The organism is Paenibacillus sp. BIC5C1 (assembly GCF_032399705.1).
Taxonomy (GTDB): Bacteria; Bacillota; Bacilli; order Paenibacillales; family Paenibacillaceae; genus Paenibacillus; species Paenibacillus taichungensis_A.
In genome coordinates this window covers 174,549-198,995 of record NZ_CP135922.1, presented here as the reverse complement: position 1 = coordinate 198,995, position 24,447 = coordinate 174,549, and the positions used below count along the sequence as shown (strand labels likewise).

Annotated in this window: 22 protein-coding genes and 1 tRNA gene; 6 read left to right on the top strand and 17 right to left on the bottom strand. The window is 46.3% G+C overall.

Going from position 1 to position 24,447, the window contains the following annotated elements:
* Window positions 1-257: 257 nt before the first annotated feature.
* The 7 genes from secG to RS891_RS00915 form a co-directional block, all read right to left on the bottom strand.
* Window positions 258-491 carry a preprotein translocase subunit SecG gene (gene secG / locus RS891_RS00945; protein ID WP_024629498.1) on the bottom strand — a complete coding sequence of 78 codons (234 nt, stop codon included), beginning with the start codon at window positions 489-491 and terminating at the stop codon, window positions 258-260.
* A 218-nt stretch (window positions 492-709) separates the two neighbouring features.
* A complete protein-coding gene (gene eno, locus RS891_RS00940) occupies window positions 710-1,996 on the bottom strand; it encodes a phosphopyruvate hydratase (RefSeq protein ID WP_076291983.1) in 1,287 nt (428 codons plus the stop codon).
* A 238-nt stretch (window positions 1,997-2,234) separates the two neighbouring features.
* A complete protein-coding gene (gene gpmI, locus RS891_RS00935; protein ID WP_315794180.1) occupies window positions 2,235-3,779 on the bottom strand; it encodes a 2,3-bisphosphoglycerate-independent phosphoglycerate mutase in 1,545 nt (514 codons plus the stop codon).
* Window positions 3,779-4,531, bottom strand: coding sequence for a triose-phosphate isomerase (gene tpiA / locus RS891_RS00930; RefSeq protein ID WP_063566490.1), 753 nt, complete (start codon window positions 4,529-4,531; stop codon window positions 3,779-3,781). The genes gpmI and tpiA overlap by 1 nt, the downstream gene beginning before the upstream one ends.
* A gap of 33 nt (window positions 4,532-4,564) precedes the next feature.
* Window positions 4,565-5,746 (bottom strand): phosphoglycerate kinase, encoded by a 1,182-nt coding sequence (locus RS891_RS00925; RefSeq protein WP_113054227.1) that lies wholly within the window; start codon window positions 5,744-5,746, stop codon window positions 4,565-4,567.
* Window positions 5,747-5,894: 148 nt separating this feature from the next.
* Window positions 5,895-6,902: a type I glyceraldehyde-3-phosphate dehydrogenase gene (gap, locus tag RS891_RS00920; RefSeq protein WP_056695277.1), complete on the bottom strand. Its 1,008-nt coding sequence runs from the start codon at window positions 6,900-6,902 to the stop codon at window positions 5,895-5,897.
* Between the two features lie 107 nt (window positions 6,903-7,009).
* Window positions 7,010-8,035 (bottom strand): sugar-binding transcriptional regulator, encoded by a 1,026-nt coding sequence (locus tag RS891_RS00915; protein ID WP_315794179.1) that lies wholly within the window; start codon window positions 8,033-8,035, stop codon window positions 7,010-7,012.
* A gap of 483 nt (window positions 8,036-8,518) precedes the next feature.
* On the opposite strand from RS891_RS00915, the gene RS891_RS00910 reads away from it, so the two are divergent.
* Window positions 8,519-8,593 (top strand) — tRNA-Arg (locus RS891_RS00910).
* Between the two features lie 179 nt (window positions 8,594-8,772).
* The gene (gene clpP / locus RS891_RS00905) at window positions 8,773-9,369 is read left to right on the top strand and encodes an ATP-dependent Clp endopeptidase proteolytic subunit ClpP (protein WP_072735760.1); all 597 of its coding nucleotides are present in this window, start codon (window positions 8,773-8,775) and stop codon (window positions 9,367-9,369) included.
* A 209-nt stretch (window positions 9,370-9,578) separates the two neighbouring features.
* On the opposite strand, the gene RS891_RS00900 is transcribed toward clpP, so the two are convergent.
* The 7 genes from RS891_RS00900 to RS891_RS00870 all read right to left on the bottom strand — a co-directional run bounded on the left by RS891_RS00900 (window position 9,579) and on the right by RS891_RS00870 (window position 16,316).
* The gene (locus RS891_RS00900; protein WP_315794178.1) at window positions 9,579-10,676 is read right to left on the bottom strand and encodes a stalk domain-containing protein; all 1,098 of its coding nucleotides are present in this window, start codon (window positions 10,674-10,676) and stop codon (window positions 9,579-9,581) included.
* 365 nt (window positions 10,677-11,041) lie between these two features.
* Window positions 11,042-11,797, bottom strand: coding sequence for an SIMPL domain-containing protein (locus RS891_RS00895; RefSeq protein ID WP_315794177.1), 756 nt, complete (start codon window positions 11,795-11,797; stop codon window positions 11,042-11,044).
* A 147-nt stretch (window positions 11,798-11,944) separates the two neighbouring features.
* Window positions 11,945-12,214 (bottom strand): HPr family phosphocarrier protein, encoded by a 270-nt coding sequence (locus RS891_RS00890; protein WP_017691248.1) that lies wholly within the window; start codon window positions 12,212-12,214, stop codon window positions 11,945-11,947.
* A 255-nt stretch (window positions 12,215-12,469) separates the two neighbouring features.
* Window positions 12,470-13,408 carry a DNA-binding protein WhiA gene (gene whiA, locus RS891_RS00885; RefSeq protein ID WP_076291990.1) on the bottom strand — a complete coding sequence of 313 codons (939 nt, stop codon included), beginning with the start codon at window positions 13,406-13,408 and terminating at the stop codon, window positions 12,470-12,472.
* A gap of 6 nt (window positions 13,409-13,414) precedes the next feature.
* A complete protein-coding gene (locus RS891_RS00880) occupies window positions 13,415-14,401 on the bottom strand; it encodes a gluconeogenesis factor YvcK family protein (RefSeq protein WP_113054224.1) in 987 nt (328 codons plus the stop codon).
* 13 nt (window positions 14,402-14,414) lie between these two features.
* The gene (rapZ, locus tag RS891_RS00875) at window positions 14,415-15,314 is read right to left on the bottom strand and encodes an RNase adapter RapZ (RefSeq protein WP_053782949.1); all 900 of its coding nucleotides are present in this window, start codon (window positions 15,312-15,314) and stop codon (window positions 14,415-14,417) included.
* Window positions 15,315-15,365: 51 nt separating this feature from the next.
* Window positions 15,366-16,316 (bottom strand): ROK family glucokinase, encoded by a 951-nt coding sequence (locus RS891_RS00870; protein ID WP_063566497.1) that lies wholly within the window; start codon window positions 16,314-16,316, stop codon window positions 15,366-15,368.
* A gap of 361 nt (window positions 16,317-16,677) precedes the next feature.
* Here RS891_RS00870 and RS891_RS00865 point away from each other — a divergent pair, with 361 nt between their 5' ends.
* Genes RS891_RS00865 through RS891_RS00850 form a run of 4 tightly spaced genes read left to right on the top strand, consistent with a single transcriptional unit; the run spans window position 16,678 to window position 20,112 of the window.
* Window positions 16,678-17,631: an ABC transporter ATP-binding protein gene (locus RS891_RS00865; protein WP_113054223.1), complete on the top strand. Its 954-nt coding sequence runs from the start codon at window positions 16,678-16,680 to the stop codon at window positions 17,629-17,631.
* Between the two features lies 1 nt (window position 17,632).
* Complete coding sequence (locus tag RS891_RS00860) at window positions 17,633-18,370, top strand: ABC transporter permease (protein ID WP_113054222.1); 738 nt, start codon at window positions 17,633-17,635, stop codon at window positions 18,368-18,370.
* A 9-nt stretch (window positions 18,371-18,379) separates the two neighbouring features.
* Window positions 18,380-19,513, top strand: coding sequence for a sensor histidine kinase (locus RS891_RS00855; protein ID WP_315794176.1), 1,134 nt, complete (start codon window positions 18,380-18,382; stop codon window positions 19,511-19,513).
* Window positions 19,510-20,112, top strand: coding sequence for a response regulator transcription factor (locus RS891_RS00850; protein ID WP_315794175.1), 603 nt, complete (start codon window positions 19,510-19,512; stop codon window positions 20,110-20,112). The genes RS891_RS00855 and RS891_RS00850 overlap by 4 nt, the downstream gene beginning before the upstream one ends.
* Window positions 20,113-20,282: 170 nt before the next feature.
* Here the strand turns inward: RS891_RS00850 and RS891_RS00845 are convergent, their stop codons facing one another.
* The 3 genes from RS891_RS00845 to RS891_RS00835 all read right to left on the bottom strand — a co-directional run bounded on the left by RS891_RS00845 (window position 20,283) and on the right by RS891_RS00835 (window position 24,339).
* Window positions 20,283-21,314, bottom strand: a complete 1,032-nt coding sequence (locus RS891_RS00845; RefSeq protein ID WP_113054268.1) for an AI-2E family transporter — start codon at window positions 21,312-21,314, stop codon at window positions 20,283-20,285.
* A 160-nt stretch (window positions 21,315-21,474) separates the two neighbouring features.
* Window positions 21,475-22,434 (bottom strand): thioredoxin-disulfide reductase, encoded by a 960-nt coding sequence (gene trxB, locus RS891_RS00840; RefSeq protein WP_113054219.1) that lies wholly within the window; start codon window positions 22,432-22,434, stop codon window positions 21,475-21,477.
* A gap of 171 nt (window positions 22,435-22,605) precedes the next feature.
* A complete protein-coding gene (locus RS891_RS00835) occupies window positions 22,606-24,339 on the bottom strand; it encodes a tetratricopeptide repeat protein (RefSeq protein ID WP_113054218.1) in 1,734 nt (577 codons plus the stop codon).
* Between the last annotated feature and the right edge of the window lie 108 nt (window positions 24,340-24,447).

Genomic DNA, 24,447 nt, shown 5'->3' with positions numbered 1-24,447 from the left:
GCATCATAACAGCATTTATGCTACATGTGTTTTGCTCTCGAATAGACAGAAAAGAAACGGCCCAGAACAGGGCGAATATGTAGGAAGGTAACCGAACGGAAGTGAGAAGAAATCGAAGATCGGAATCATGTGGTTCATTGGGAAAGACTGGTCATGGATGAATTTATTAAAAAACCTCCGTTTCTTCTCGAAACGAAGGTTAATCATTCAAGCGTTCATTGCTCGAAACTATCGCGTTACATAAGAAACTCCAGCTCTTACTTGGAGACAACCGTAACGATGATAGACAAAATGAAGAATCCTGCACCCAGTACAACTGTTGCACGTTGCAAGAAAAGATCCAGTCCGCGCGCTTTCGTTTTACCGAAAAGATGTTCCGCACCACCGGAGATGGCACCCGCCAAACCAGCGCTTTTCCCGTGCTGCAGCAATACTACAGTGATTAGACCGATCGAAAACACCACGAGCAGCAATTTCAAAGCAATATCCATTCTTTCCACCTCCTACCCATGTGGGCATAACATCTCACCATAAAAACAGTTACTTTAATTGTAACACAGCTATTAACGTGATACAAGTAGTGGCATTTCCTCATTTACTGAGATACCGCCAACATTTTCAACCTTTTTAATCTCGAGCAATTAAAAATCAACTTAATAAAAAAGACAAGCCGGTTACCCGACTTGCCCGTGAGTTGTCGTAAGACAACTTATTTTTTGAGGTTGTAGAAGCCTTTAAGACCATTGTATTGAGCCAGTTCACCCAGTTGATCCTCGATGCGGAGCAATTGGTTGTACTTCGCGATACGGTCTGTACGGGAAGGAGCACCCGTTTTAATTTGACCCGCGTTTGTTGCAACAGCGATATCAGCGATTGTGCTGTCTTCGGACTCACCGGAACGGTGGGAGATTACAGCAGTGTATCCTGCACGTTTAGCCATTTCGATTGCATCGAATGTTTCAGTCAATGTACCGATTTGGTTAACTTTGATCAGGATGGAGTTACCGATACCTTCTTCGATACCTCTACCCAGACGCTCTGTGTTCGTTACGAACAGGTCATCACCAACGAGTTGTACTTTGTCTCCCAATTTTTCTGTGAGCAATTTCCAACCATCCCAGTCATCTTCGGACATACCGTCTTCGATTGTGATGATTGGGTATTTCTCAACCCATGAAGCCAGAAGGTCAACATACTCAGCGGAAGTGTAAGATTTACCTTCGCCAGCAAGTGTGTACTTACCATCTTTGTAGAACTCAGTGGAAGCAACGTCCATACCCAGGAATACGTCAACGCCTGGTTTGTAACCTGCTTTTTCAATTGCTTCGATGATTGTAGTGATTGCTTCTTCGTTAGAACCAAGGTTCGGTGCGAAACCACCTTCGTCACCTACAGCTGTGTTCAGACCTTTGGAGCTCAGTACGGATTTCAGGTTGTGGAAGATTTCCGCACCTACACGAAGAGCTTCTTTGAAGCTTGGTGCTCCAACTGGAAGAACCATGAACTCTTGAACATCGATGTTGTTGTCAGCGTGCTCACCACCGTTGATGATGTTCATCATTGGTACTGGCAGTGCTTTAGCGTTGAATCCGCCCAGGTAAACATACAATGGCAGGTCCAGAGCGTCAGCAGCTGCGCGAGCTACAGCCATGGATACAGCCAGGATTGCGTTAGCACCCAGTTTACCTTTGTTTGGCGTACCATCCAAAGTAATCATCAATTTGTCGATACCCAGTTGATCCAATGCATCCATACCGATTACTTCTGGAGCGATTGTTTCGTTTACGTTTTTAACAGCTTGCAGAACACCTTTACCCAGGTAACGGGATTTGTCGCCATCGCGAAGCTCAACAGCTTCGTGGGCACCAGTGGATGCACCGGATGGAACGATAGCGCGTCCGATTGCGCCGGACTCCAGGTATACTTCAACTTCAACTGTAGGGTTACCGCGGGAGTCGAGGACTTCGCGAGCGTACACGTCAGAAATAATAGTCATGAGTGATAATCTCCTTTAAATTTGGAATTTTATTTAATACGTTCAGAACAATTGGTTTCACTAAAACACTCCGCGTGCAGTACCATCTTTCGATCGCTGTTATCCCCTGATTTCTTCGAACTTATCGTCATAAGTTGAAATCATGTGATAAAGGCGAACGCTTCGCTTCTGCAGATTGGTTCTGCCCGCTCCGTTAAAGTGTAACTCCAGTCTTATTCAAAAACCTATTAAGATTAAATTATTTACGGGTAGCGATGACAGATGTACCTGTCATTTCAGCCGGTTTAGGCAATTGCATCAAGTCAAGAATCGTTGGAGCGATATCCGCGAGGATTCCGCCTTCACGCAGGGTAACGTTCGCATCTGTAACGATGAATGGAACCGGGTTCGTTGTGTGAGCCGTGAACGGACGTCCTTGCTCATCGAACACCATATCCGCGTTACCATGATCCGCAGTAATCAGCACAACGCCGCCTTTAGCAAGAACTGCATCCACAACACGGCCCATGCATTCGTCTGTTACTTCTACTGCCTTAATCGTCGGCTCCAGCATGCCGGAGTGTCCAACCATATCAGGGTTAGCAAAGTTCAGAATGATGGCATCATGTTTGTCAGCTTCAATCTCGCGAACACATGCGTCAGCTACTTCATACGCGCTCATCTCTGGTTGCAAGTCGTACGTTGCAACTTTTGGTGAGTTGATCAGCACACGTGTTTCGCCTGGAAGCTCAACATCACGGCCGCCGCTGAAGAAGAAGGTTACGTGCGGGTATTTCTCGGTTTCTGCAATACGCAATTGTTTCTTGTTGTTTTGTACCAGGACTTCACCCAGCGTGTTGTCGAGGTTTTTAGGCGAGTACGCCACATAACCTTCAACGGTCTCGCTGAACAAGGTCAGACACACAAAGTGCAAGCCCACAGGGAACTTCGGACCACGGTCGAAACCACGGAAATCCTGGTTCGTGAATACTTGCGACAGTTGGATCGCACGGTCAGGACGGAAGTTGAGGAAAATGACGGAATCGCCGCTCTCCACCAAACCTACCGGCTGGCCATCCGCTTTAACAATAACCGTTGGTTCAACGAATTCGTCAAATACGGATTTTTCATACGATTCTTCAACCGCTTTGAGTGGATCAGTGTATTTTGGTCCATCACCATAAACGATGGCACGATATGATTTCTCAACACGTTCCCAACGTTTGTCACGGTCCATCGCATAGTAGCGACCTTGAACCGTTGCGATTTGTCCTACACCGACTTCCTCGATTTTGGCAATCAGCTTCTGCATGAACTCTTTACCGCTGTCTGGCATAACATCACGGCCATCCATGAAGGCATGAATGTATACGTCATTCATTTCTTCTTTTTTGGCGAGATCCAGCATAGCGAACAAGTGGTCGATGTGACTATGTACGCCGCCATCGGACAACAAACCATACAAATGGAGCTTTTTACCGCTTTGTTTCGCTTCGCGAACAGCTTTAACGAGTGTTTCGTTATCGAAAAACTCACCGTCACGAATCGATTTGGAGATACGAGTCAAATCCTGGTATACGATCCGGCCGGCACCAATGTTCAGGTGACCTACCTCGGAGTTCCCCATTTGCCCTTCAGGCAAACCTACAGCTTCACCGCAAGCAGTGAGAGTTGTGTGTGGGAATTGGCTCATAAAACGGTCATAGTTCGGTTTTTTGGCTTGCGCTACCGCGTTGCCTTCCTCCGTGTTACGAAGACCAAAGCCGTCCATAATGATCAGCGCTACAGGTTTTGGAGCTGTCATTACTTCGCCCCCTCAACAAGCGCGATGAACGAAGCCGGCTGCAAGCTGGCACCGCCAACAAGCGCGCCGTCGATGTCGCTTTGTCCGAGGTATTCTGTTACGTTCTCAGGTTTAACACTGCCGCCGTATTGAATACGAACTGCATCTGCTACCTTTTGGTCGTACAGATCCTTCACCAGCGTACGAATGTAAGCAATAACTTCATTCGCATCTTGGGAAGTGGAGGATTTGCCTGTACCAATCGCCCAGATTGGCTCATAAGCGATAACTACTTGTGCTGCCTGATCTGCGGACAGGCCTGCAAAAGCAGCTTCCGTTTGCACTTTGCACACGTCTTTCGTTTGATCAGCTTCGCGCTCTTCAAGCGTCTCACCAAGGCAGAAGATTGGAGTCAATCCGTGACGGAATGCTGCGTGCAACTTTTTATTGACAGTCTCATCGGTTTCCGCAAAATATTGACGGCGCTCCGAGTGACCAATAATGACGTAATCCACACCCAGGTCTTTCAGCATCACGCCGCTGATTTCACCTGTGAATGCACCGTTGTCTTCAAAATGAAGATTTTGTGCACCAATTTTGATGTTTGTGCCTTTAACGGCTTCTACCAGAGATGGCAGATTCGTAAACGGTGCGCAAATAACAGTCTCTACGCCTTCAACTTCCGCTTTTCCTTTAACTTCCTGAATGAAGTCATTGGATTCGGAAACCGTTTTGAACATTTTCCAGTTACCTGCGATAATCGGTGTTCTCATGGTTTTCAACTCCTTCATGCTATAGCTTAAAGCTTACTTGTCGTTCAATGCAACTACGCCAGGAAGCACTTTGCCTTCCATGAACTCGAGCGATGCACCGCCACCTGTAGAGATGTGGTCCATTTTGTCAGCCAATTTGAACTTCTCAGCTGCTGCTGCGGAGTCACCGCCACCAATGATGGTGTATGCAGATGTCTCAGCGCAAGCTTCCGCTACTGCACGAGTACCGTGGGAGAAAGGCTCGATTTCGAATACGCCCATTGGTCCGTTCCATACAACGAGTTTGGAGTTTTTAACAACGTCAGCATAGATCTCACGTGTTTTAGGACCGATGTCGATGCCTTCCCAATCTGCAGGAATGTCGCCAACTTCAACAATCTTCGTGTTTGCGTTCGCACTGAAGTCGTCGGAGATAACGATATCAACTGGCAGATAGAAGTTTTTACCCAGTTTTTTCGCTTTTTCAATGAAGCCCAGAGCTACATCCAGTTTGGACTCATCCAGCAGGGATTGACCTACTTCATAACCTTGAGCCTTCATGAATGTGTAGGAAAGACCGCCACCGATGATTACGTTGTCTGCAATGTTCAACAGGTTGTCGATCACATCGATTTTGTCTTTAACTTTGGAACCACCGATGATTGCTGTGAAAGGACGCTCAGGGTTGGAGATTGCTTTGCCCAACACTTCAAGTTCTTTCTCCATCAACAGACCGGATACTGCTGGCAACAAGTGAGCGATACCTTCTGTTGAAGCGTGTGCTCTGTGAGCTGCTCCGAATGCATCGTTAACGAATACGTCAGCCAGTTCAGCAAATTGTTTTGCGAGTTCTGGATCGTTTTTCTCTTCGCCTGCGTGGAAACGAACGTTCTCAAGCAACAATACGTCGCCATTGTTCAGTTCAGCGATTTGAGCTTTTACTGTTTCGCCAACGCAATCATCCGCTTTAACGACTTTTTTACCGAGCAATTCGGACAAACGCTCAGCAGCTGGAGTCAAACGCATGGATTCAACCACTTCGCCTTTTGGACGACCCATGTGGCTTGCCAAAATAACTTTAGCGCCTTTTTCGATCAAGTAATTGATCGTAGGAAGCGTGGCACGAATACGTTTGTCATCTGTAATTTTACCATCTTCGAGCGGCACATTAAAATCTACACGCACAAATGCCCGTTTTCCTGTCAATTCGATATCACGTACACTTTTTTTGTTCATCTGTATTTCCTCCGCACCCATGTATTTGGTGGACCAATCAAGGGCCCAAATCCCTTGCAATCCTGGTGTTTTTGAGAAATTTGCAAAATGTTGATATATAAAGAGCGGAAACAATAGCATCTGTTTCCGCTCTATGTTATTGCAGATATTACTTGATCATTTTTGCAAAGTGCTCCAAAGTGCGAACCAGTTGAGCAGTGTAGGACATTTCATTGTCATACCAAGCTACAGTTTTAACCAATTGTTGGTCGCCAACAGTCAGAACTTTAGTTTGAGTTGCATCAAACAGGGAACCGAAAGTGATTCCTTGGATATCGGAAGATACGATTTCGTCTTCTGTGTATCCGAAAGTTTGTGGATCGGAAGCTTCTTTCATTACTGCGTTAACTTCTTCAGCAGTAACTTTTTTACCCAATACAGTTACGAGCTCAGTCAGGGAACCAGTAGCTACTGGTACACGTTGAGCTGCACCGTCGAGTTTACCTTGCAGTTCTGGAATAACCAAACCGATTGCTTTAGCAGCACCAGTTGTGTTAGGGATGATGTTTTCAGCTGCTGCGCGAGCACGACGGAAGTCACCTTTAGGGTGTGGAGCATCCAATGTGTTTTGGTCGCCAGTGTAAGCGTGAATTGTAGTCATCAAACCTTGAACGATTCCGAATTTGTCTTGCAGTGTTTTTGCCATAGGTGCCAGGCAGTTTGTTGTGCAAGATGCGCCGGAAATTACAGTTTCAGTACCGTCGAGGATTTCATGGTTTACGTTGTAAACGATGGTTTTCATGTCGCCAGTAGCAGGTGCGGAGATAACAACTTTCTTAGCTCCACCTTTCAAGTGTTTCTCAGCTGCTTCTTTAGTTGTGAAGAAACCAGTACATTCCAGAACGATATCTACGCCCAGGTCGCCCCAAGGAAGTTCTTCTGGGTTACGGTTAGCCAATACTTTAACTTCTTTGCCGTTCACTTTGAAGAAGCCATCGTGTACTTCAACATCGCCATCGAAGCGACCTTGAGTTGTATCATATTTGAGCAAATGAGCCAGCATTTTAGCATCAGTCAAGTCGTTGATTGCTACAACTTCAATGCCCTCTACATTTTGAATACGGCGGAATGCCAAACGACCAATACGTCCAAAACCGTTAATACCTACTTTAATCATGAGTAAGTTCCTCCCAAGTTTTGATTGATTTTTTTATGAAGCTTATATATTCAAGACAGACGGTGAAGTCCGTCAAGACAACAATGGTTGTGGTGCAAAATAAAACCTTATTCCATTTCGGCGACGATGACTTCAGCAGCAGCCTCATCAATAATCAGAATATCTTCCTGACCAAATCGCAGAACAGAGTGTATGGCAGCAGCCTTGCTCTTGCCACCTGCAATCCCAATCACGACATCGGTTCGTTCAATATCCTGGAGTCGCATGCCCAGCGTAAGCATGGTATGTACCACCTCACCCTGATCATTAAAGTAATAACCGAAGGATTCCGATACGGCCCCTTGCTCCTGAAGTTCATCTATGATCTCTGTCGCAAGTTTGCGGCGCCGTGCCATCTCTACGGCATCACCGATTCCATGAATGACGATTCGCGATTTTCGGATCAGCTGCAGAATCTCCTGAACACTCGGGTCCTGGATTAATGATTCATAGGCATGATCACTAAGCAAATCCGGTACATGCAGGAGTTTGTATTGAGCCCCTACCCGTTTTGCCATCGTGGATGCAATCGTATTGGCCTGAATTTCGAGACTTTCTCCCAGCCCACCGCGTGCCGGTACGAACCAGACGCCTTTCAGCGATGTTGGCGGAGTCAGTTGCTCAGCGACTCCAGCCGTTGTTGAACCGCCCGTTACGGCGACAACATCGTTATCACTCATAATATTACCCAGAGCCTTCGCTCCGGCTCTGCCCAGTTCCCGTTTGGCAAATGGAGAAATGTCCGAATCGCCGGGAACCACTACTACCTTTTGCAGACCGTAGGCTTGCTTGATGCGCTCTTCCAGTTCGGATAATCCAAACAGCTCTTTGGCGACGGGTTCCAACTGCTGCAGCAATTCATGCCCTGCCTCACTGATCTTCATGCCTGCACTGTCAATTTCAATAAGTCCCTGAGCCTTTAACAAATCGGTCTCAGCCCTCAGAACCCGCTCGGTCATCTGCATGGAATTAGCTAACGTTCTTCGTCCGATCACATCCGATAACATGATCTGGCGCAGAATCGTATACCTCTTCTTCAAGACATCCATGAGATCAGGCAGAAGCTGCTTTTGCACTTCTAAAATCGTTCGCATGCTTTCCACTCCCGCAAGCTTCTCGTTCCAAGCTTTCTTTCATGGCCCTAAAACGTCCCGGGTTAACTTTTTAAGTCCCACGTCTATTCTACCTAAAACTGACGCGACATGCAAGTGTTTCGAAGCGTTATTTCGACACATTTCAGGCGTTTGTACGCGCCTATTTTCACAATGTCAATCTCCCATGATCGAGAACAATCTGTTCCATACCATATATAGAAGCAAAGTGAAAATCGCATCTATATATTGCTTACTGTCGTTTTTCATATGGCAAGTCCAAAACCTCTTTTAGCATTTACTTATTTGCGTTCTTTATCCACTTATCTTCATCATGATCATCTTCAGCGTATTCCAAACCAACACGGCGAACATCTGCTTGCAATTCAATTATTCATGAGCTATAATCATTATTGCTGTCACATATTTGAAACTTCTATTTCAAAACTGCTTTTATGCAACTATGTTTACAGCAATAATCAATGTGCGCCCGTGGTCCAATGGATATGACGTAGGCCTCCGAAGCCTGAGATCCAAGTTCGATTCTTGGCGGGCGCGCCATTCTTAATTAGCAGCTCATAACCCTTTTAACCAATGAAACCGAATAGGTTTCTTTTTTTTCAAACTTAGTTTGACTTTCTTTGACTTTTTGTTTGAAATTGTTTATGATGTGGGTAATACGGTAACAGTTTATATATAAACACCAATTTAACATTTACATTTCCGAGGAGGTTTTTCACGTGAGTTATATTCCAATGGTCGTTGAACAGAGCAACCGCGGTGAGCGCGCCTATGACATCTATTCCAGATTGCTGAAGGATCGCATCATCTTCCTTGGCAGTGATGTAAATGACGTTGTGGCGAATGCCATCATGGCACAGATGTTGTTCCTAGCTGCGGAAGATCCGGAGAAAGACATTCACTTATACATCAATAGCCCAGGCGGATCCATTACAGCCGGTATGGCAATTTACGATACAATGCAATTCATCAAACCGGATGTATCTACCATCTGTGTCGGTATGGCAGCTTCCATGGGTGCATTCCTGTTGAACGCAGGTGCCAAAGGTAAACGTTTTGCATTGCCTAACAGCGAAATTATGATTCACCAACCACTTGGTGGTGCGCAAGGTCAGGCTTCGGACATCGAAATTCGTGCCCGCCGCATCCTGAAAATGCGTGATACCTTGAACCGTATCATCGCTGAGCGCTCAGGCCAACCGCTGGAGCGTATCGAGAAAGACACAGATCGTGACTACTTTATGAGTGCTGCTGAAGCTGCTGATTACGGTATCATCGATAAAGTCATCGAAAACGTAGGTTCCCAAGGCATCTAAGCCGAGGCGAATCACCAATTAAACGGATATACCATATAGCCAACTCAAACGGCAACGCCCAGTTGAGTTGGCCATATGAAAAAAGGACGCTCTCGTCAATATGACGTGGGCGTCCTTTTTTTGAGGATAATTTAAGATTGCATGATACAAATTCAATCGATTCACTTAACTTTCATATCATTACGCTAGCAATAAGCCCAACACATACTTTACTTGTTGGCTGTTAAGCCACTAAATGGCGCTGTGCCTTTAGGCAGCAACTCTTTGTACGTGAACGGGAATTCCGGGAAGCCTTCCGCATAAGCTGTGTACTCATACAACTGGAAGAATACAACTGCACCTGTTGGTGTTACATAGAAGTCCTGATCTTTATTCAGCCCTTTATAGCCTTCAAGGTAGCCACCACGAGCTTTAAGCTGATCTCCCACTTTTTTGCTTACTGTCTCACGCACGGTTTTGTTATTTTGAATCACATCATCCAGACTCAGTTCCTTACCGGAATCCAGGGCAAAGGTGTGTCCTGAACGAGTCGTCATACCATGTGCACCAGCATAGTCCTCATAACGTTGAGTAACCAGACCCAACACACCATTTTCGTTGTACGTCACCACATAAGTGCTCTCAAATGCATATGGACGGTTCGCTGCCGCGTCGCCAAATTCCTTGGTTTTTTTTTTGAAATCTGCTACAAAAACATCAACTTCATCTTTCAGCACCTTGTTGATAGCTGCTTCTGCCTTATCGTTTGCCAGTCCGCTCACCTGAGGATATTGAATATCCACTTCAGCGTTCTTGATGCTGACTTTTACTGTTGCCGCTTTGACTGTCACGCTATTTTGCTTCACTTTGCTCAGCGTTAGTGTCTTGGCTTTTCCATCCCAGTTGCCCTGAACTCCCAAATAATCTCTCATTGCAGAAAACGGAATGTACAAACGGCCATTGATCAGTTTTGCTTCCACTTGCGGATAGTAGTTATTAACTCTAACACTCGGTGCCCCATCGATCATGCTGATGGTCATTGTATTATTAGCTGCCGTTAAGGAGTACTCCTTAGCTTTCGCATCATATTTCAAGCTTCCACCTGCAACATCTTTCACTGCGGTAAGTGATACCCAAGTAGATCCACCTTGAAGGAGTCCTTTTTGAGTAAGTGTTTTACCTCCTGATTTCAGAGTTACCTCTGTAGGTGTTGTCACTTTTGTCGATACCGAAGCTGCCTGTACGGAACTATCCTGCCATACAGCCCCGCTCCCCACAATAATTCCAGCCGCCAGTAGTGCACTTGTCCATTTTTTCCATGATGTCATATATAAAACTCCTCTCTTGAATTCAAATTTGAGTGTCATTGCGTATGTATCCTGATTTGATCGTATGCCTCATACGCTCACCTCTTTATTATAATTAACCCAATTCCGGAAAGGTTTACAGCCCCAGTTACAATGTTGTTCGATCCAGATGCCTATAATGAAGGTTTTGTTACGAACAAATGGACAAAAAAGATACCAAAAAACAGCAATTTAATTCGTCATATTTCATCTCTTCTTTTCAAACTTCATCAAAGTCCGCCTTTATAACAAAAAAGACGCTGTCCATCGGACAACGTCTTTGTCATTATTGCCTTTCGCCCGCTCAAGCATATCTTTAACGGACATCTAGCCTTTATTTACTTCGCTTATTTCATTTCATAAGTAATATTCAGCGTTGTGCTTACTTTAACCTGTCCTGTTTCAATTTCTGTGCTACCAGCAGAATCAGCTGACGCTTTGGACATCAGAGCCTCACTTGCATAGAACACAGGTACATTGGCATCACCTTGGCTTACGGATAGAACAGCACCCAATTGACGTTTAACCGCTTTTGCAATAGCTCCAGCTTTTACATCCGCATTGGCAACAGCTTTCTCAATTACTTGAGCTTCAAAGCTCTCCGGTTTTTCTACCGTAAAACGAACATTTTCAATATTGTTGGCACCAGCTTGGGATGCAGCATCCAGGAGTTCACCAATCTTATCCATCTCCCGGTACGTTACAGTCAATGTGTGATGAGCTGTGTACCCTTTGATCTTCTGTCCGTCTTTTTCACTATACGTGTAGTTAGGCTGTACGTAGAACTGGCTGGTTTGAATATCATCTGCACTGATTTTCCACGTATTTTTCAGCAGATTGCTAACCTTTTGAATTTTAGCTGCATTCGCTTTTTGAGCAGAAGCTGCCGTATCTGCCGTACTGTTCACTCCAATGGAAAGATAAGCGATGTCAGGCATCACCTGAATCTCACCTGTACCCACAACGTTAATCACGTTTTGCTGTACCCCCTGTACCTCAGCAGCATACGCATAATTACTAGGTGCCACCCACGCAGTACCTCCAACAAGCAATGTCCCTGCAACCATCACCGCGCCCAGCGGTTTCATCCATAGTTTACCCATTACGTTAGCCTCCTTAAGTTTTAACATCTCAAACTCAAATCGATTTGATACCTAACAGACGGGCTTAATTCCAGAATGTTGCACTTGACAGTCTAAAAACGCAAAAAAGCCCCTTTCGGGACTTCTTCATTGGGTTCAAATCATATCTTATTGGTTCTCAAGCTCTTCCTTGCTTACCAGACTAACTAAAGCGTTTACAGCCTGTTCGGCGTCCGCGCCTTCTGCACTAATCTGGATTTCCGTACCAGTACTGATTGCAAGGCTCATGATCCCCATGATACTTTTTGCATTTACTTTTTTGTCGTCCTTCTCGACGAACACTTCAGATGAGTACTTATTCGCTTCTTGAACGAACAGTGCCGCAGGTCTGGCATGGAGACCCGTTTTCAAACGGACAACTACCGGGTGCTTTGTCATGGAAACTTACCCCCTATTATGAAATCTGGACATTAAATACACAATTATATTTATAACATTATACCATATAACCAGAGCAGGACACTAGAAGAAAAAACTCAGGGTGATTGGATGTCATTATTATGACCCATTTTAGCCTTTTTACATCACCTCATTACACCTGAGCAGTTCTCCAAGATCCTTACAGGCTGACTTTAAGCTGGCCTTTTGGTGAAAAATAAAGCAATCAGTTTTGCCAGCAGCCCTACCCTTAATTTAACCGTAACGCTCGGTACGAACCTTCTCTGCCAGTTCATCAATCTTGCGAAGCCGGTGATTCACTCCGGACTTGCTGACTGTACCCTTAAGCAGTTCGCCTACTTCCTTCAAGTTAATATCCGGATGGGCGAGTCTGACTTCGGCTACTTCACGAAGCTTTTCGGGCAACGATTCTAAACCAACTTCCTTTTGCAGCAGTCTGATGTTATCGATCTGTCTGACGGCTGCTCCAATCGTTTTGTTCAGGTTCGCCGTCTCACAATTGACGATTCGGTTGACGGAATTACGCATATCTCGCATGATACGCACATCCTCGAACTTGAAAAGGGCCTGATGTGCACCAATGATACTGAGCAGCTCAATGATTTTCTCGCCTTCCTTAATGTATAGGATGAATCCTTTTTTACGTTCTATACACCGGGCATTGAGATGAAATTCATTCGCCAGATCCACCAGGGCCTGACAATGCTCCTCATACATGGATGCAATCTCCAGATGGTAGGATGAACCCTCGGGATTGTTGACTGATCCTCCCGCCATAAACGCCCCTCGAAGATAAGCACGTTTACAGCAGTTATTATTGAACAGCTCCCCACTGATTCCGGGAGTAAACAAAAACCCTTCCGAAACAATGTACAGATCTTTTAAAATCTCCTGTACCATGGTTGGAATCCGAACAATATATACATTGTTCTTTTTCAGCCGCATTTTTTTGCGGACAAGCAATTCCGTATGCACTTGAAAATGCTTTTTAAGCAGAGAGTATGCCCGTCTTGCAATGGCGGCATTCTCCGTCGAAATATCCAAGATCACTTTTTTATTCGATAACTGCACCGCACCAAGCATACGGATGAGGGCTGAAAGTTCCGCCTTTTCGCAGCACGGTTCGCTTTCGATCATCGTTAGTTCTTTTTTGGTCTGTGCTGCAAACGACATGGGACTTCACCTCTTCCGTAACATCCAATTTTGTACAAGTTGATAGATGTGATGGCTCAGCTTGTCGGCATCATGACGCAGATAAGTCCGGAATAGGACTAGTGTATCCGCAACGACTTGATAGCCGGCACTCTTCAGCACATCCATATCCAACACAACCGGTTTAGCTCCTTTTTCCGCATACTTATTCTGCACCTGCAGCGGAATATCACCATTATTTACAATGACATAGTCGAAAATTTGGTGTCCTACATGTTCATGTACCGCCTTGAGGTGGTCACTCACCGTGTAATTATCCGTCTCTCCCGGCTGTGTCATCACATTACAAATAAACATCTTCATTGCGTCCGCCTCAACGACAGCTTCAGCCAGCTTAGGCACAAGCAGATTGGGCAGAATGCTCGTGTAGAGACTACCAGGCCCAATTAGAATGGCGTCTGCCTGACGAATAGCCTCAACAGCCTCTGGCAACGGCTCCACGTGATCCGGTTCAAGGAAAACGCGTTTGATCCGTAAGCCAGCTTCAGGGATTTTGGACTCGCCCGTAACAATTGAGCCATCCTCCATCTCTGCATGCAGTATAACGGCCTGCCCGGCTGCGGGCAATACCTCACCCCGAACGGCAAACACGCGGCTAAGTTCCCGCACAGCGGTCACGAAGTCGCCCGATATATCCGTCATTGCAGCCAAAATCAAGTTACCCAGGCTGTGGCCTGCAAGCCCCGCGCCTGTATTGAAGCGATAATTCAGCATATCCGACAACAACGGTTCTACATCTGCCAGCGCTGTGAGTACGTTACGAATGTCGCCCGGAGGCGGCATTTGCAACTCATTACGCAGGATGCCCGAACTTCCTCCGTCATCCGCCACCGTCACGATGGCCGTGATGTCCAGCGGCTTCTCCTTCAAACCGCGCAGCATCACGGATAATCCGGTTCCGCCGCCCATGACTACTATTCTCGGACGTTCTCTTCGTGGTCCGGCTTCTTTCATCCCTTCACCCTCTTCAATGACGGTCCCGGTCGGCGTCGCGATGGCTCACGGTGACAGCCTCAGTTTCGCTGCTTCCCAACATTTTGCCCAAATATTCCGATATTGCTACCGAACGATGCTTGCCTCCGGTACAGCCGATTCCAATAATAACCTGGCTTTTGCCTTCCTTCCGGTATTGCGGAATCAGAAAATGCAGCATATCCAGCAGCTTGGTCAGAAACGCCTGCGTCTCCGGCCATTTCATAACATATTCGTATACATCACTATTCTGTCCCGTATTCGGACGTAAATGTTCAATATAATGCGGATTTGGCAAGAAACGAACGTCAAACACCAGATCCGCATCAATCGGAATACCGTATTTGAACCCAAACGACGTAATATTTACCGACAGCATATGGCTTTCCAGATGAGAAAAGCGGGATATAATACGCTCTTTCAGTTGAGCAGGCTTCATCGTACTGGTATTCAGTACCTGAGTGGCGGAATTTTTGAGTTCCTCCAGCATCTTACGTTCCAGCCGGATACCATCAAGCGGCATGCCCTCAGGAGCCAGTGGATGTCTGCGCCTGCTCTCCTTATAGCGCTGGACTAATACAGAGTCTGTCGCGTCCAGGAATAGAATTTCACAATGAATGGTAAAATGATCTTTAATATAGTTCAGTGACTCGGACAAAGCCGTAAAGAACTCACGACCGCGAAGGTCGATAACCAGTGCAACCTTGCCAATTTTGCCGTTCGATTGCTCAATCAACTCCGCAAATTTTGGAATCAATACCGGTGGCAGATTATCCACACAGAAGAAACCAAGATCCTCCAGGCTTTGTACTGCAATCGTCTTGCCTGCTCCGGACATGCCCGTAATGATAATGAGCGTGGCGCCTGTGCCCGGTGAAACTTCACCTTCAAGCATAAATGTCCCCTCCTTATCATATTGCTGTCGGATTATACTGTTACGAGGTTACTAGGAACGCAAGAGAAGACCAGCCGCGCCAACAATACCTGCATTGTTGCCAAGCGTTGCTTCAAGAATTTTAACCCCTTCTTGCAGCGGTTCAGGTGTCAGTTTCGCAAATACAGTCCGTACTTCATCAAACAAAATATTACCCGCTTTGGATACACCGCCACCGATAATGAACATCTCCGGGTTAATCACAGCCGCTACAGCCGCCATCGATTTGCCCAGATAGAACGCTGCACGATTGACGATACGCAGAGCAACTTCATCGCCCGCTTTAGCTGCATCAAATACTTCTTTAGCTGCAATCTTGTCGACGAGTGCCAGTGATGTATGGTCTCCACGCTCTACAGCGTCTTTGGCCATACGAATAATTCCGGTAGCTGAAGATACGGTTTCCACGCATCCCATTTTGCCACATCCGCACTGAATGGCCTCCAGATCAGGAACAACACTGACATGACCAAGCTCACCAGCCATACCGGAGAAACCTTGATAGATCTTGCCGTTCAAGATCAGTCCGCCACCAACGCCTGTACCAAGCGTATAGCATACACAGTTGTCCACGCCCTTGCCAGCACCTGCCCAAGCTTCGCCCAGTGCAGCCACGTTTGCATCGTTATCTATTTTGACTGGCTTGCCCAGACGTTCTTCCAAAATCGAACGAATGGCTACATTCCGAAATCCAATGTTAGGGGCAAGAACGATAATTCCCTCGCGTACATTGGTGAACCCAGCCACTCCTGCTCCCACACCTTCAAGCTGTTCCCAGCTGTAAGGCGATTCGGCAACGATATGACGGACATACTTTTCGATGTTGGCAATGACCGTGTCAACGCCCTTATCCACTTCAGTCGGTCCTTCATACGTATGCATAAGCTGACCGTGTTCATCACATATACCGACCTTGATTGCTGTTCCGCCGAGATCGACCCCAACGTAGATTTTCTCAGACATGCTACAAGCCACCTTTATCTATCTATAATAGTTTAATCCTACGTACCAACTATAATTGAAGGATACGCCTGGGTCAAGACGATAAGACCTTTGCTGTGATTAGCTTCCTCGCTATTGTGAACAACATCACAGGCTAGATTTGAATACGTATACAACCTCATTTGTCTCTATCAAAAACGCAGGCTTCATTCTTCCTCCATAGAGGAGGAAGCCTCAACTCATGATATTTCATATCCACTCGTTCCATGCGTAAAAGATGACAATTGTCATCTGAATCTAATGACAATCCTTACTAATCACGTCTACGGCAGTTCGGTAAGATGGAAATATCTTATAGAACAGTACAAGGACGTGATTCAATATGAGCTCACCCGTTATAAAGCTTGAACAGGTATGCAAAAGGTACGGCAACAAAGAAGTTGTCAACAATATCTCCTTAGAGATCAACCGTGGTTCGGTTGTTGCGATCCTTGGCCCGAATGGCGCCGGCAAAACAACAACCATGAAAATGATGCTCGGCCTGTCCACAGCTACATCAGGACTTGTGACTGTGCTGGGCCAGAAACCGAATCACAAACAGGTTCGACAGAAGACTGGTGTCATGCTGCAGGATGTGAGCGTAATGGATGGGCTTACCGTTCGAGAGATTATACGCATGGTACGCAGCTATTATCCCGCACCGCTTCATGCAGATCATATCGAAGAACTGACGGGACTCCCTCCAGCCGACTTGAACAAAAGAGCAGAGAAACTTTCTGGCGGACAAAAGCGCAGCCTGAATTTTGCCCTAGCCATGGCAGGTAATCCCGACATTTTATTTTTTGATGAGCCTACAGTCGGACTGGATGCCGAAACAAGAAGACATTTCTGGGAACGAGTCCGCCAACTGGCACAGGAGGGCAAAACCGTAATCTTCACAACGCACTACCTCCATGAAGCAGATGAAGCAGCGGATCGAATCATTCTCTTTAACCGAGGTACCATTGTTGCAGACGGAACACCTGGGAATATCAAGGCCGGGATCACCATACGAACGATTTCCTTTTTAATTACGCATAGCATGTTTGCCAATGATGACGTATCCAACACGGAGATGGCAGCCGAAGCCGATGTCAGTGCACAAATTGAAGATTTGCCTGATGTCGATGGGATCGAGTATCACAAAGATCGTTGCATTCTGCACACCAAAAATACGGATGTGCTGCTCCGTCACCTCATTGAACGCCGGATTCCCGTTAGCGACATTCGAATTGAAACCGGACAACTGGACGACGCCTATGCAAACCTGATGGACACCGTGAAGGAGGAAAATTAATATGTTGATGCTTCTCGCCCAATCCCGTGTTGAAATGCTCCGCATGTCCCGCAATGTCTACTTTATTTTCTGGTCCTTGATGATGCCCGTCGCCTTCTATTTTCTTTATACACGCATATTCACTACAGGAACAACAGATTCTGAACAATGGAATGCCCACTACTTGATGTCTATGACCTGCTTCAGCATCATGGGATCCTCGATCATGACACTCGGTATCCGACTTGTCCAAGAAAGGGCACAGGGCTGGGTCGCTTACCTGCAAGTGACTCCGTTACCCTACTCGATTTATTTTGGAGGCAAAATGGTAGGACAAACGATAATGCACCTGTTTTCCATCATCGTCATCTTTACAGCCGGATTCCTGATTAATGGTGTATCACTTCCTCCTGCTCAATGGATCGGCTCCGCCCTTTGGATTCTGGCTGGTTCTCTCCCCTTTCTTGCACTTGGTACCTGTATAGGAACATTCCGACGGGTGGACACCGCCAGTGGATTGAGCAACGCTCTCTATCTGTCTCTGGCCTTGCTGGGCGGGATGTGGATGCCTCTTGACATTATGCCGAGCTGGCTACGACAGATCGGCAACTGGCTGCCCTCCCATAGCTTTGGAAATGGAGCGTGGGTTATTATAGCCGGAGGCGTGCCTGCCCTGCGAGATATCCTACTTTTGGCAGCATATCTGGTTGGATTTATGTTACTATCCACATATATCCGTAACAAACAAAGGGAGGCGTAATCTTCAAATATGCTTCAGCATTTCGAGCTTTTCCCTAAGCGATATGGCTTTTACCCGTATATATGGATGATCTACCTGGCTATGCCAATCTATTATTTGTGGAACGCACAGGGACATGAGTGGTACATCGGCGTAACCTCCTTCATCGTATTTATCCTGACTTATCGGCAGCTCTACATGACATCAGGTACCTCACTCTTTTCCTACTGGCTAAGCCTACAGATGCTTTGCGTTCTGGTACTAAGCCTGGTGATCGATCCTAATATGTTTTTCCTCGGATTTTTCACAGCCAATTTTATCGGATGGTACACGGAGAAACGTCAGTTCAGAATGTTTTTGGTCATATTCGCCATTGTCCAGACCATCCCAATTGCTTTAAAAATTCAATACCTTAGCGCTTATCAACTCATGTTTTTTGCACCATTTTATCTCATTATGCTTGCTTCACCCTTCGGGATCCGTTCCATGCTGGATCGACAAAAACTGGAGGCCCAGCTGGATGAAGCCCAGCAGCATATCAAGGAATTAATCAAACGTGAAGAGCGAATGCGAATTGCCAGGGATCTGCATGATACCATGGGACATACGCTCTCTCTGATCACACTGAAGAGTGAGCTGGTTACCAAACTCATTGTCAAAAATCCAGAACGGGCCCTACAGGAAGCACGTGAGATTGAGCGTACCTCCCGCGCAGCTTTGCGGGAAGTACGCCAGCTCGTCTCTGACATGCGGGCAATCAGCATGGTTGATGCACTTGCCGATGCCAAAGAAATGTTGAAGAGTGCTGATATCGAGCTTCAATTAATAGGAGAACAGCGCCCATTTCATGATGTTCCCGATCTAACCCAGAACATGGCGAGCCTCTGCCTGCTTGAAGCCGTAACGAATATTGTAAAACACAGCAAAGCCACCTGCTGTGTAATTAAGCTGGAACGAACTCATGAAGGCATAAGCATAAGGGTTAAAGATAACGGTAATGGTATTAGTCCAGATGATCATCAAGGCAATGGCCTAAAAGGCATGTCTGAACGACTGAACCTTATCGACGGCTCCCTCCAGATATCCTCAGACTCTGGAGGAACCGATCTTGTTTTGTCTTTTCCCCTGATCGCCACTGAACACCAAGGAGGAATTCGAGCATGATTCGTATTATGATTGCTGAAGATCAACGAATGCTGAGAGGTGCACTTGCCTCACTTTTAGACCTTGAAGATGATTTTGAGGTCATCGGTGAAGCAGGTAATGGAGACGAAGCTCTGAAGCAGATTGTTTCCCTCCAGCCGGATATATGTCTTATGGATATTGAGATGCCTGTGATGAGCGGCCTGGACGTAGCGGAATTCATACAACAACTCGGACTGCCCTGTCGTATTATTATCCTCACTACCTTTGCCCGTCCGGGATTCCTGGAGCGTGCCATCCAGGCCGGAGTACAAGGATATTTGCTAAAGGACGAGCCGAGCGATCGTTTGGCAGGAGCTATTCGTCGGGTCATGAATGGTGGACGAGAGGTTTCCCCAGAGCTCGTTTTCGGTGCCGCCAAAGAAACGAATCCGTTAACTGAACGTGAGAAAGAAGTGCTTAAGCTCGCAGCCACTGGTATGAATGCGAATCATATCGCTGCCTCGCTTCATCTTTCCTATGGTACTGTGCGCAACTACCTGTCTGAAGCTTTTAATAAGCTTGATGCCAAGAACCGTATGGAGGCCGTCAGCATTGCAGAGCAGAAAGGATGGTTGTAGAAACTAGCGCGCTCGGTTCATAAGCACCAACAATTGTACTAAATACATCCCCTTACATACATCTTCAAGTGAATATGGACAGAGAAAAACGCCTTCCCGGAACGGGAGGCGTTTCTCTACTTTTAAGAATAATACATTAACCTATCCTTCAGCAGCTATTCAGCTACTGGTCACAACTTCGTTTCCACACGTACGGGCTCTTCCGTTTTTTCCATCTTGTTGACGTCCAGAATATCGAGCAGGAAGACAAAGATCGGAATACCGATGATAAGCCCCCAGATCCCCAGGAAATGTTGAGATAGAATCAGTACGATAAACGTGTAGAACATCGGTAACTTGGTTTTGTGTGCCATCAGCTTCGGATTCAGGAAGTACGTCTCCAGCGCATGAATAATGATGATCATAATGACCACAATCACGCTAAGCTGTAACCCACCCAGCTGATAACCGATTAGACACAGCGGAATCAGTGAGATGATAACCCCCGCAACGGGTACCAGACTCAGCATGAATACCAGAATAGTCAAAGCGAACAAATACGGGAAACCGAGTATCCATAATCCAAGAATCGTCAAAGCTGTATTAAACACTGCAATCAACAATTGGGCCTCGATTACTTTACCAAAAGAAGATACAAACTTGTCTCCGAGATAAGCCACTTCATTATAGAACCAGCCGATCTTGCTTGTTTTGAATTTGGAGGTAAACTTGGAAATCTCCCGCTTCTGCAACAAGAAAAACAGACTCAGGATGATGACCAGCAGAATGAACTCCAACCATTTGCTTAACGCAAAGATGTATTTCAATGCATCGTTGGTATAGTTTTTGATATCGAACGATTGAAGATAACCTGCAATTTTGGAAGCAAAATTATCCCCGTCAGCAGTATCAAGAAACTTCATGATCTCATTTGTTAACTGAACGACCTGATCCACGATCCGTGGTGAATACCTGGAGATGCCCAGTACAATGGCTGCAATAACGATAAGATAGAGCAGTATGACCACGACTTTATAATTAACCGGAAATAAACGATTCAACTTCTCTGTGATAAAATGCTGCAACCTGTTCATGACATACGTCACCAGGAATAACAGCAAAATCATGTGCAGCATACTCCCCATGCTGAATAGAACCAAACAAAACAACAGCAGAATCAGAAAACGCCGCACTGTTGCATTCTGTAACCAATCTTTTATCATTTCCCCCAAAGTCTTCACCTCACAGCTAATATGCCCATTATGTATACGATCTCATGCCCACTTTGGTTTCAAAAAAAGAGAAGCCTTCCGGCTTCTCACATCATGAGACTTCCCGTTGTCTCTTCTACTTAATTTATGCCAAACCATACCCTTTTCATGCTTACTTATCCAGTGTTTCGCTCCAGTCGTGTACAATGCTGCCTTCAAGGTATTTCTCGCAGTCCATTGCAGCCATACACCCTGAACCTGCTGCTGTAATGGCTTGACGATACTTCGTATCCTGAACATCACCGCAGGCGAACACACCCGGAATGTTGGTCTCGGTTGTACCCGGTTTAACGACAACATAGCCGTGTTCATCCAAAGTAATCTGGTTGCTCAGGAACCCCGTATTCGGTGTATGTCCAATGGCTATGAATACGCCATCCGCTTCAAGTAATTCTTCCTGTCCGGTTTCGTTATTGCGGACCTTAAGCCCTTTGACACCAAGAGCCTCAGGCACAACTTCGAGCGGTGTACGATTCAAAGCCCATTTCACCTTCTCGTTGCTGCGAGCCCGATCCTGCATAATTTTCGATGCACGTAATTCGTCCCGGCGGTGAACCAAGGTAACATCTGTTGCAAAACGGGTCAGGAAGCTGGCTTCCTCCATCGCGGAGTCTCCACCGCCAACAACGACGATCTTTTTACCACGGAAAAAGAATCCGTCACAAGTGGCACATGTACTTACCCCACGTCCCACATTCTCCTGCTCTCCGGGAATGCCGAGATAACGGGCCGAAGCGCCGGTAGAGATAATGATCGAATCGGCTTCCAGATCACCGATGCCTCCAACTTTAACCTTGAAGGGCGGTTTACTGAAATCCACTTCTTCCACCCAACCATTTTTGAACTCAGCTCCAAAACGTTCCGCTTGCTTACGCATATTATCCATCAGTTCCGGACCCATAATGCCTTGCGGAAAACCAGGGAAATTCTCAACTTCCGTTGTCGTCGTCAATTGACCACCCGGCTGAAGACCTTCGATAACCAGTGGGTTTAGATTAGCACGAGCCAGATATATCGCTGCTGTCAGACCCGCAGGTCCGGTTCCGATCACAATCGTTCTGTATTTAGACATATAGATACAGCCTCCTTAATAAGGTTGAGAGTGTGTTGAGTGGCGATTAACTTGCTATGATGAAATCCTACAGGCATGTCGGGACCTATTCGTTAAGTTTACCCGTTTTCCAGGCCTATGTATCCTTCACGCAATGAAGTCTATTCCAAAGCGAGAATTTTTAAGGAACATTTATTGGACCGGTGGGTTGGAATTGCACACTTTATTAATTTGCCGTGCATATTTGCTGACTGTGGCAGCTGATATGCCATACCGATCGGCTATGCTTTGGTAGGTCACTGGACGACTATGAATTTTAGCAGCCAAATATTCCAATCCCGCAGCCAAGCCTTCAATTTGCTTCGTGCCAGGTACCTCCGGGTGTACGCGAGATACATAATCGGTCCACAGCCGCTCCATTTCTTGCTGTAATTCCGCTTTGGCCTCAGACATCTGTAACGCACGGTCCACGACCGCCTGCCAATGCGAAGAAGGTTTAGCCTCCGTTTGTTCCGTCATCGATTCCATCTTTGGAATCGTGCGCTTACTCAATGCAGTTAGCGGTCGCAGAACAGGAGATTCATCCTGCTCAGCTCCTTCTGAACCAAGACCGTTTAATACGGAACGAGCAGCTTCCACCAATTCCTGATCTTCACCAGGTTCCTGGATAAAGGATTGCAGTGCTTGTTGCACCTCATAATCACCGATCATGCCAAGCGCATGAATGACCTGAAGCTTGGTAGCCCGATCTCCATGTCGCAACGCCCAGAAGAAAGAGGAACGGATCAAGGGATCATTTTTCATCTCTTCAGGTATGCCGTTGCCATAGTTCTCCCACTGTCTGAATTGCTCGTCAAATGGCAGATGATAGTGATAACTTAATTTCTCAGGATCTTTTTCTCCCTGTCTCACAGCCTCAAGACCCGACAGATAATACCGGGATACTTCCGAACCCGGATCCAACTTGCCCACATGACGCCACAGACGTTCAGCTGAATCGTAACGTTCGGTATTATAAGCTGCAACTGCTGCATAATGTGCGAGGGCCGGATCTGCAGCGGTATCTTCATCCTTCAACAGACGACGGAAATGTACATAAGCCGTATCATGTTGACCCAGGATACCCATGGTGGTAGCCAGCTTGTATACCTGTTCGTGCTGAAAAGGCACGATGACACGCAATTTTTTGATCAGAAGCAGCACTTGGTCGGCTCTATTCTCGTTCTGGTGGAAGATCGCCAGATTACACAGTGCATGCAAATTACCTGGCTCCTGCTCCAGGACCTCGGCAATCGTATCTTTGGCTTTGGGAAACAGCCCCATATAATAATAGGCAAGCGCCAAGTTGTTGCGAGCAGCCAAATAATCAGGATAATCCGGTGACATGCCTTCCAGCAGCTCAGCCGCCTGTGCAAACTTTCCTTGCTCCAACAATTCTCGCGCCTGATCGTGCTCAACGACACCTTTACGTGATTTGATCCGGTTCAGTTTGGCTGGTCGATCCAGCTCGTAGTACAGAAGCTCCATCATCTCTTCGGCTTCCGTCATAAACTGACCCTGGGTATCCTCCTCCAAATACGTAACAAGCGCTTGCTCAGCTTCTTCAAACCGATCCATATTCGCATAATTGTTCGCCATGTAGAAATAACATTCCGTCATGGACGGATCTACCACGTCGAGCACATGCGCAAGAACGGCATTGGAAGCCTCGTAATCCCCCTTCTCTGATAATATACCCGCCATATTACAATGATTCACCGGATTTTCCGGTTCATATTCAACAGCTTTACGAAAATATTTTAATGCCTTGTCGACGTGATTACGGTCCAGCGAGCGGACAGCTCTCTCAAAAAAGAAAGAAGCATCCAAGTGAATCGGTATTACATTGGCAAGGTGTCCCTCAGCCCGCAGTAGCTTGCCCTTCATCTTCCAAGGCACCTCCTCTTTGCTTTCATTCATACTCTCCAGTATACCACATCTTAAGGCCCACTTCTCAATATGTAGTTTCATGTCGTTTATGCCAAAAATGCGCAA

Excerpts from the sequence above, each read along its gene's own strand:
- trxB (WP_113054219.1), bottom strand. The coding sequence starts at position 22,434 with ATGTCTAAATACAGAACGATTGTGATCGGAACCGGACCTGCGGGTCTG.
- RS891_RS00855 (WP_315794176.1), top strand. The coding sequence starts at position 18,380 with ATGCTTCAGCATTTCGAGCTTTTCCCTAAGCGATATGGCTTTTACCCG.
- RS891_RS00895 (WP_315794177.1), bottom strand. The coding sequence starts at position 11,797 with ATGGGTAAACTATGGATGAAACCGCTGGGCGCGGTGATGGTTGCAGGG.
- RS891_RS00900 (WP_315794178.1), bottom strand. The coding sequence starts at position 10,676 with ATGACATCATGGAAAAAATGGACAAGTGCACTACTGGCGGCTGGAATT.
- gap (WP_056695277.1), bottom strand. The coding sequence starts at position 6,902 with ATGATTAAAGTAGGTATTAACGGTTTTGGACGTATTGGTCGTTTGGCA.
- eno (WP_076291983.1), bottom strand. The coding sequence starts at position 1,996 with ATGACTATTATTTCTGACGTGTACGCTCGCGAAGTCCTCGACTCCCGC.
- RS891_RS00925 (WP_113054227.1), bottom strand. The coding sequence starts at position 5,746 with ATGAACAAAAAAAGTGTACGTGATATCGAATTGACAGGAAAACGGGCA.
- RS891_RS00865 (WP_113054223.1), top strand. The coding sequence starts at position 16,678 with ATGAGCTCACCCGTTATAAAGCTTGAACAGGTATGCAAAAGGTACGGC.
- RS891_RS00890 (WP_017691248.1), bottom strand. The coding sequence starts at position 12,214 with ATGACAAAGCACCCGGTAGTTGTCCGTTTGAAAACGGGTCTCCATGCC.
- tpiA (WP_063566490.1), bottom strand. The coding sequence starts at position 4,531 with ATGAGAACACCGATTATCGCAGGTAACTGGAAAATGTTCAAAACGGTT.
- RS891_RS00880 (WP_113054224.1), bottom strand. The coding sequence starts at position 14,401 with ATGAAAGAAGCCGGACCACGAAGAGAACGTCCGAGAATAGTAGTCATG.
- RS891_RS00835 (WP_113054218.1), bottom strand. The coding sequence starts at position 24,339 with ATGAAGGGCAAGCTACTGCGGGCTGAGGGACACCTTGCCAATGTAATA.
- RS891_RS00850 (WP_315794175.1), top strand. The coding sequence starts at position 19,510 with ATGATTCGTATTATGATTGCTGAAGATCAACGAATGCTGAGAGGTGCA.
- rapZ (WP_053782949.1), bottom strand. The coding sequence starts at position 15,314 with ATGCTTGAAGGTGAAGTTTCACCGGGCACAGGCGCCACGCTCATTATC.
- RS891_RS00915 (WP_315794179.1), bottom strand. The coding sequence starts at position 8,035 with ATGCGAACGATTTTAGAAGTGCAAAAGCAGCTTCTGCCTGATCTCATG.
- RS891_RS00860 (WP_113054222.1), top strand. The coding sequence starts at position 17,633 with ATGTTGATGCTTCTCGCCCAATCCCGTGTTGAAATGCTCCGCATGTCC.
- RS891_RS00870 (WP_063566497.1), bottom strand. The coding sequence starts at position 16,316 with ATGTCTGAGAAAATCTACGTTGGGGTCGATCTCGGCGGAACAGCAATC.
- RS891_RS00845 (WP_113054268.1), bottom strand. The coding sequence starts at position 21,314 with ATGATAAAAGATTGGTTACAGAATGCAACAGTGCGGCGTTTTCTGATT.
- whiA (WP_076291990.1), bottom strand. The coding sequence starts at position 13,408 with ATGTCGTTTGCAGCACAGACCAAAAAAGAACTAACGATGATCGAAAGC.
- gpmI (WP_315794180.1), bottom strand. The coding sequence starts at position 3,779 with ATGACAGCTCCAAAACCTGTAGCGCTGATCATTATGGACGGCTTTGGT.
- secG (WP_024629498.1), bottom strand. The coding sequence starts at position 491 with ATGGATATTGCTTTGAAATTGCTGCTCGTGGTGTTTTCGATCGGTCTA.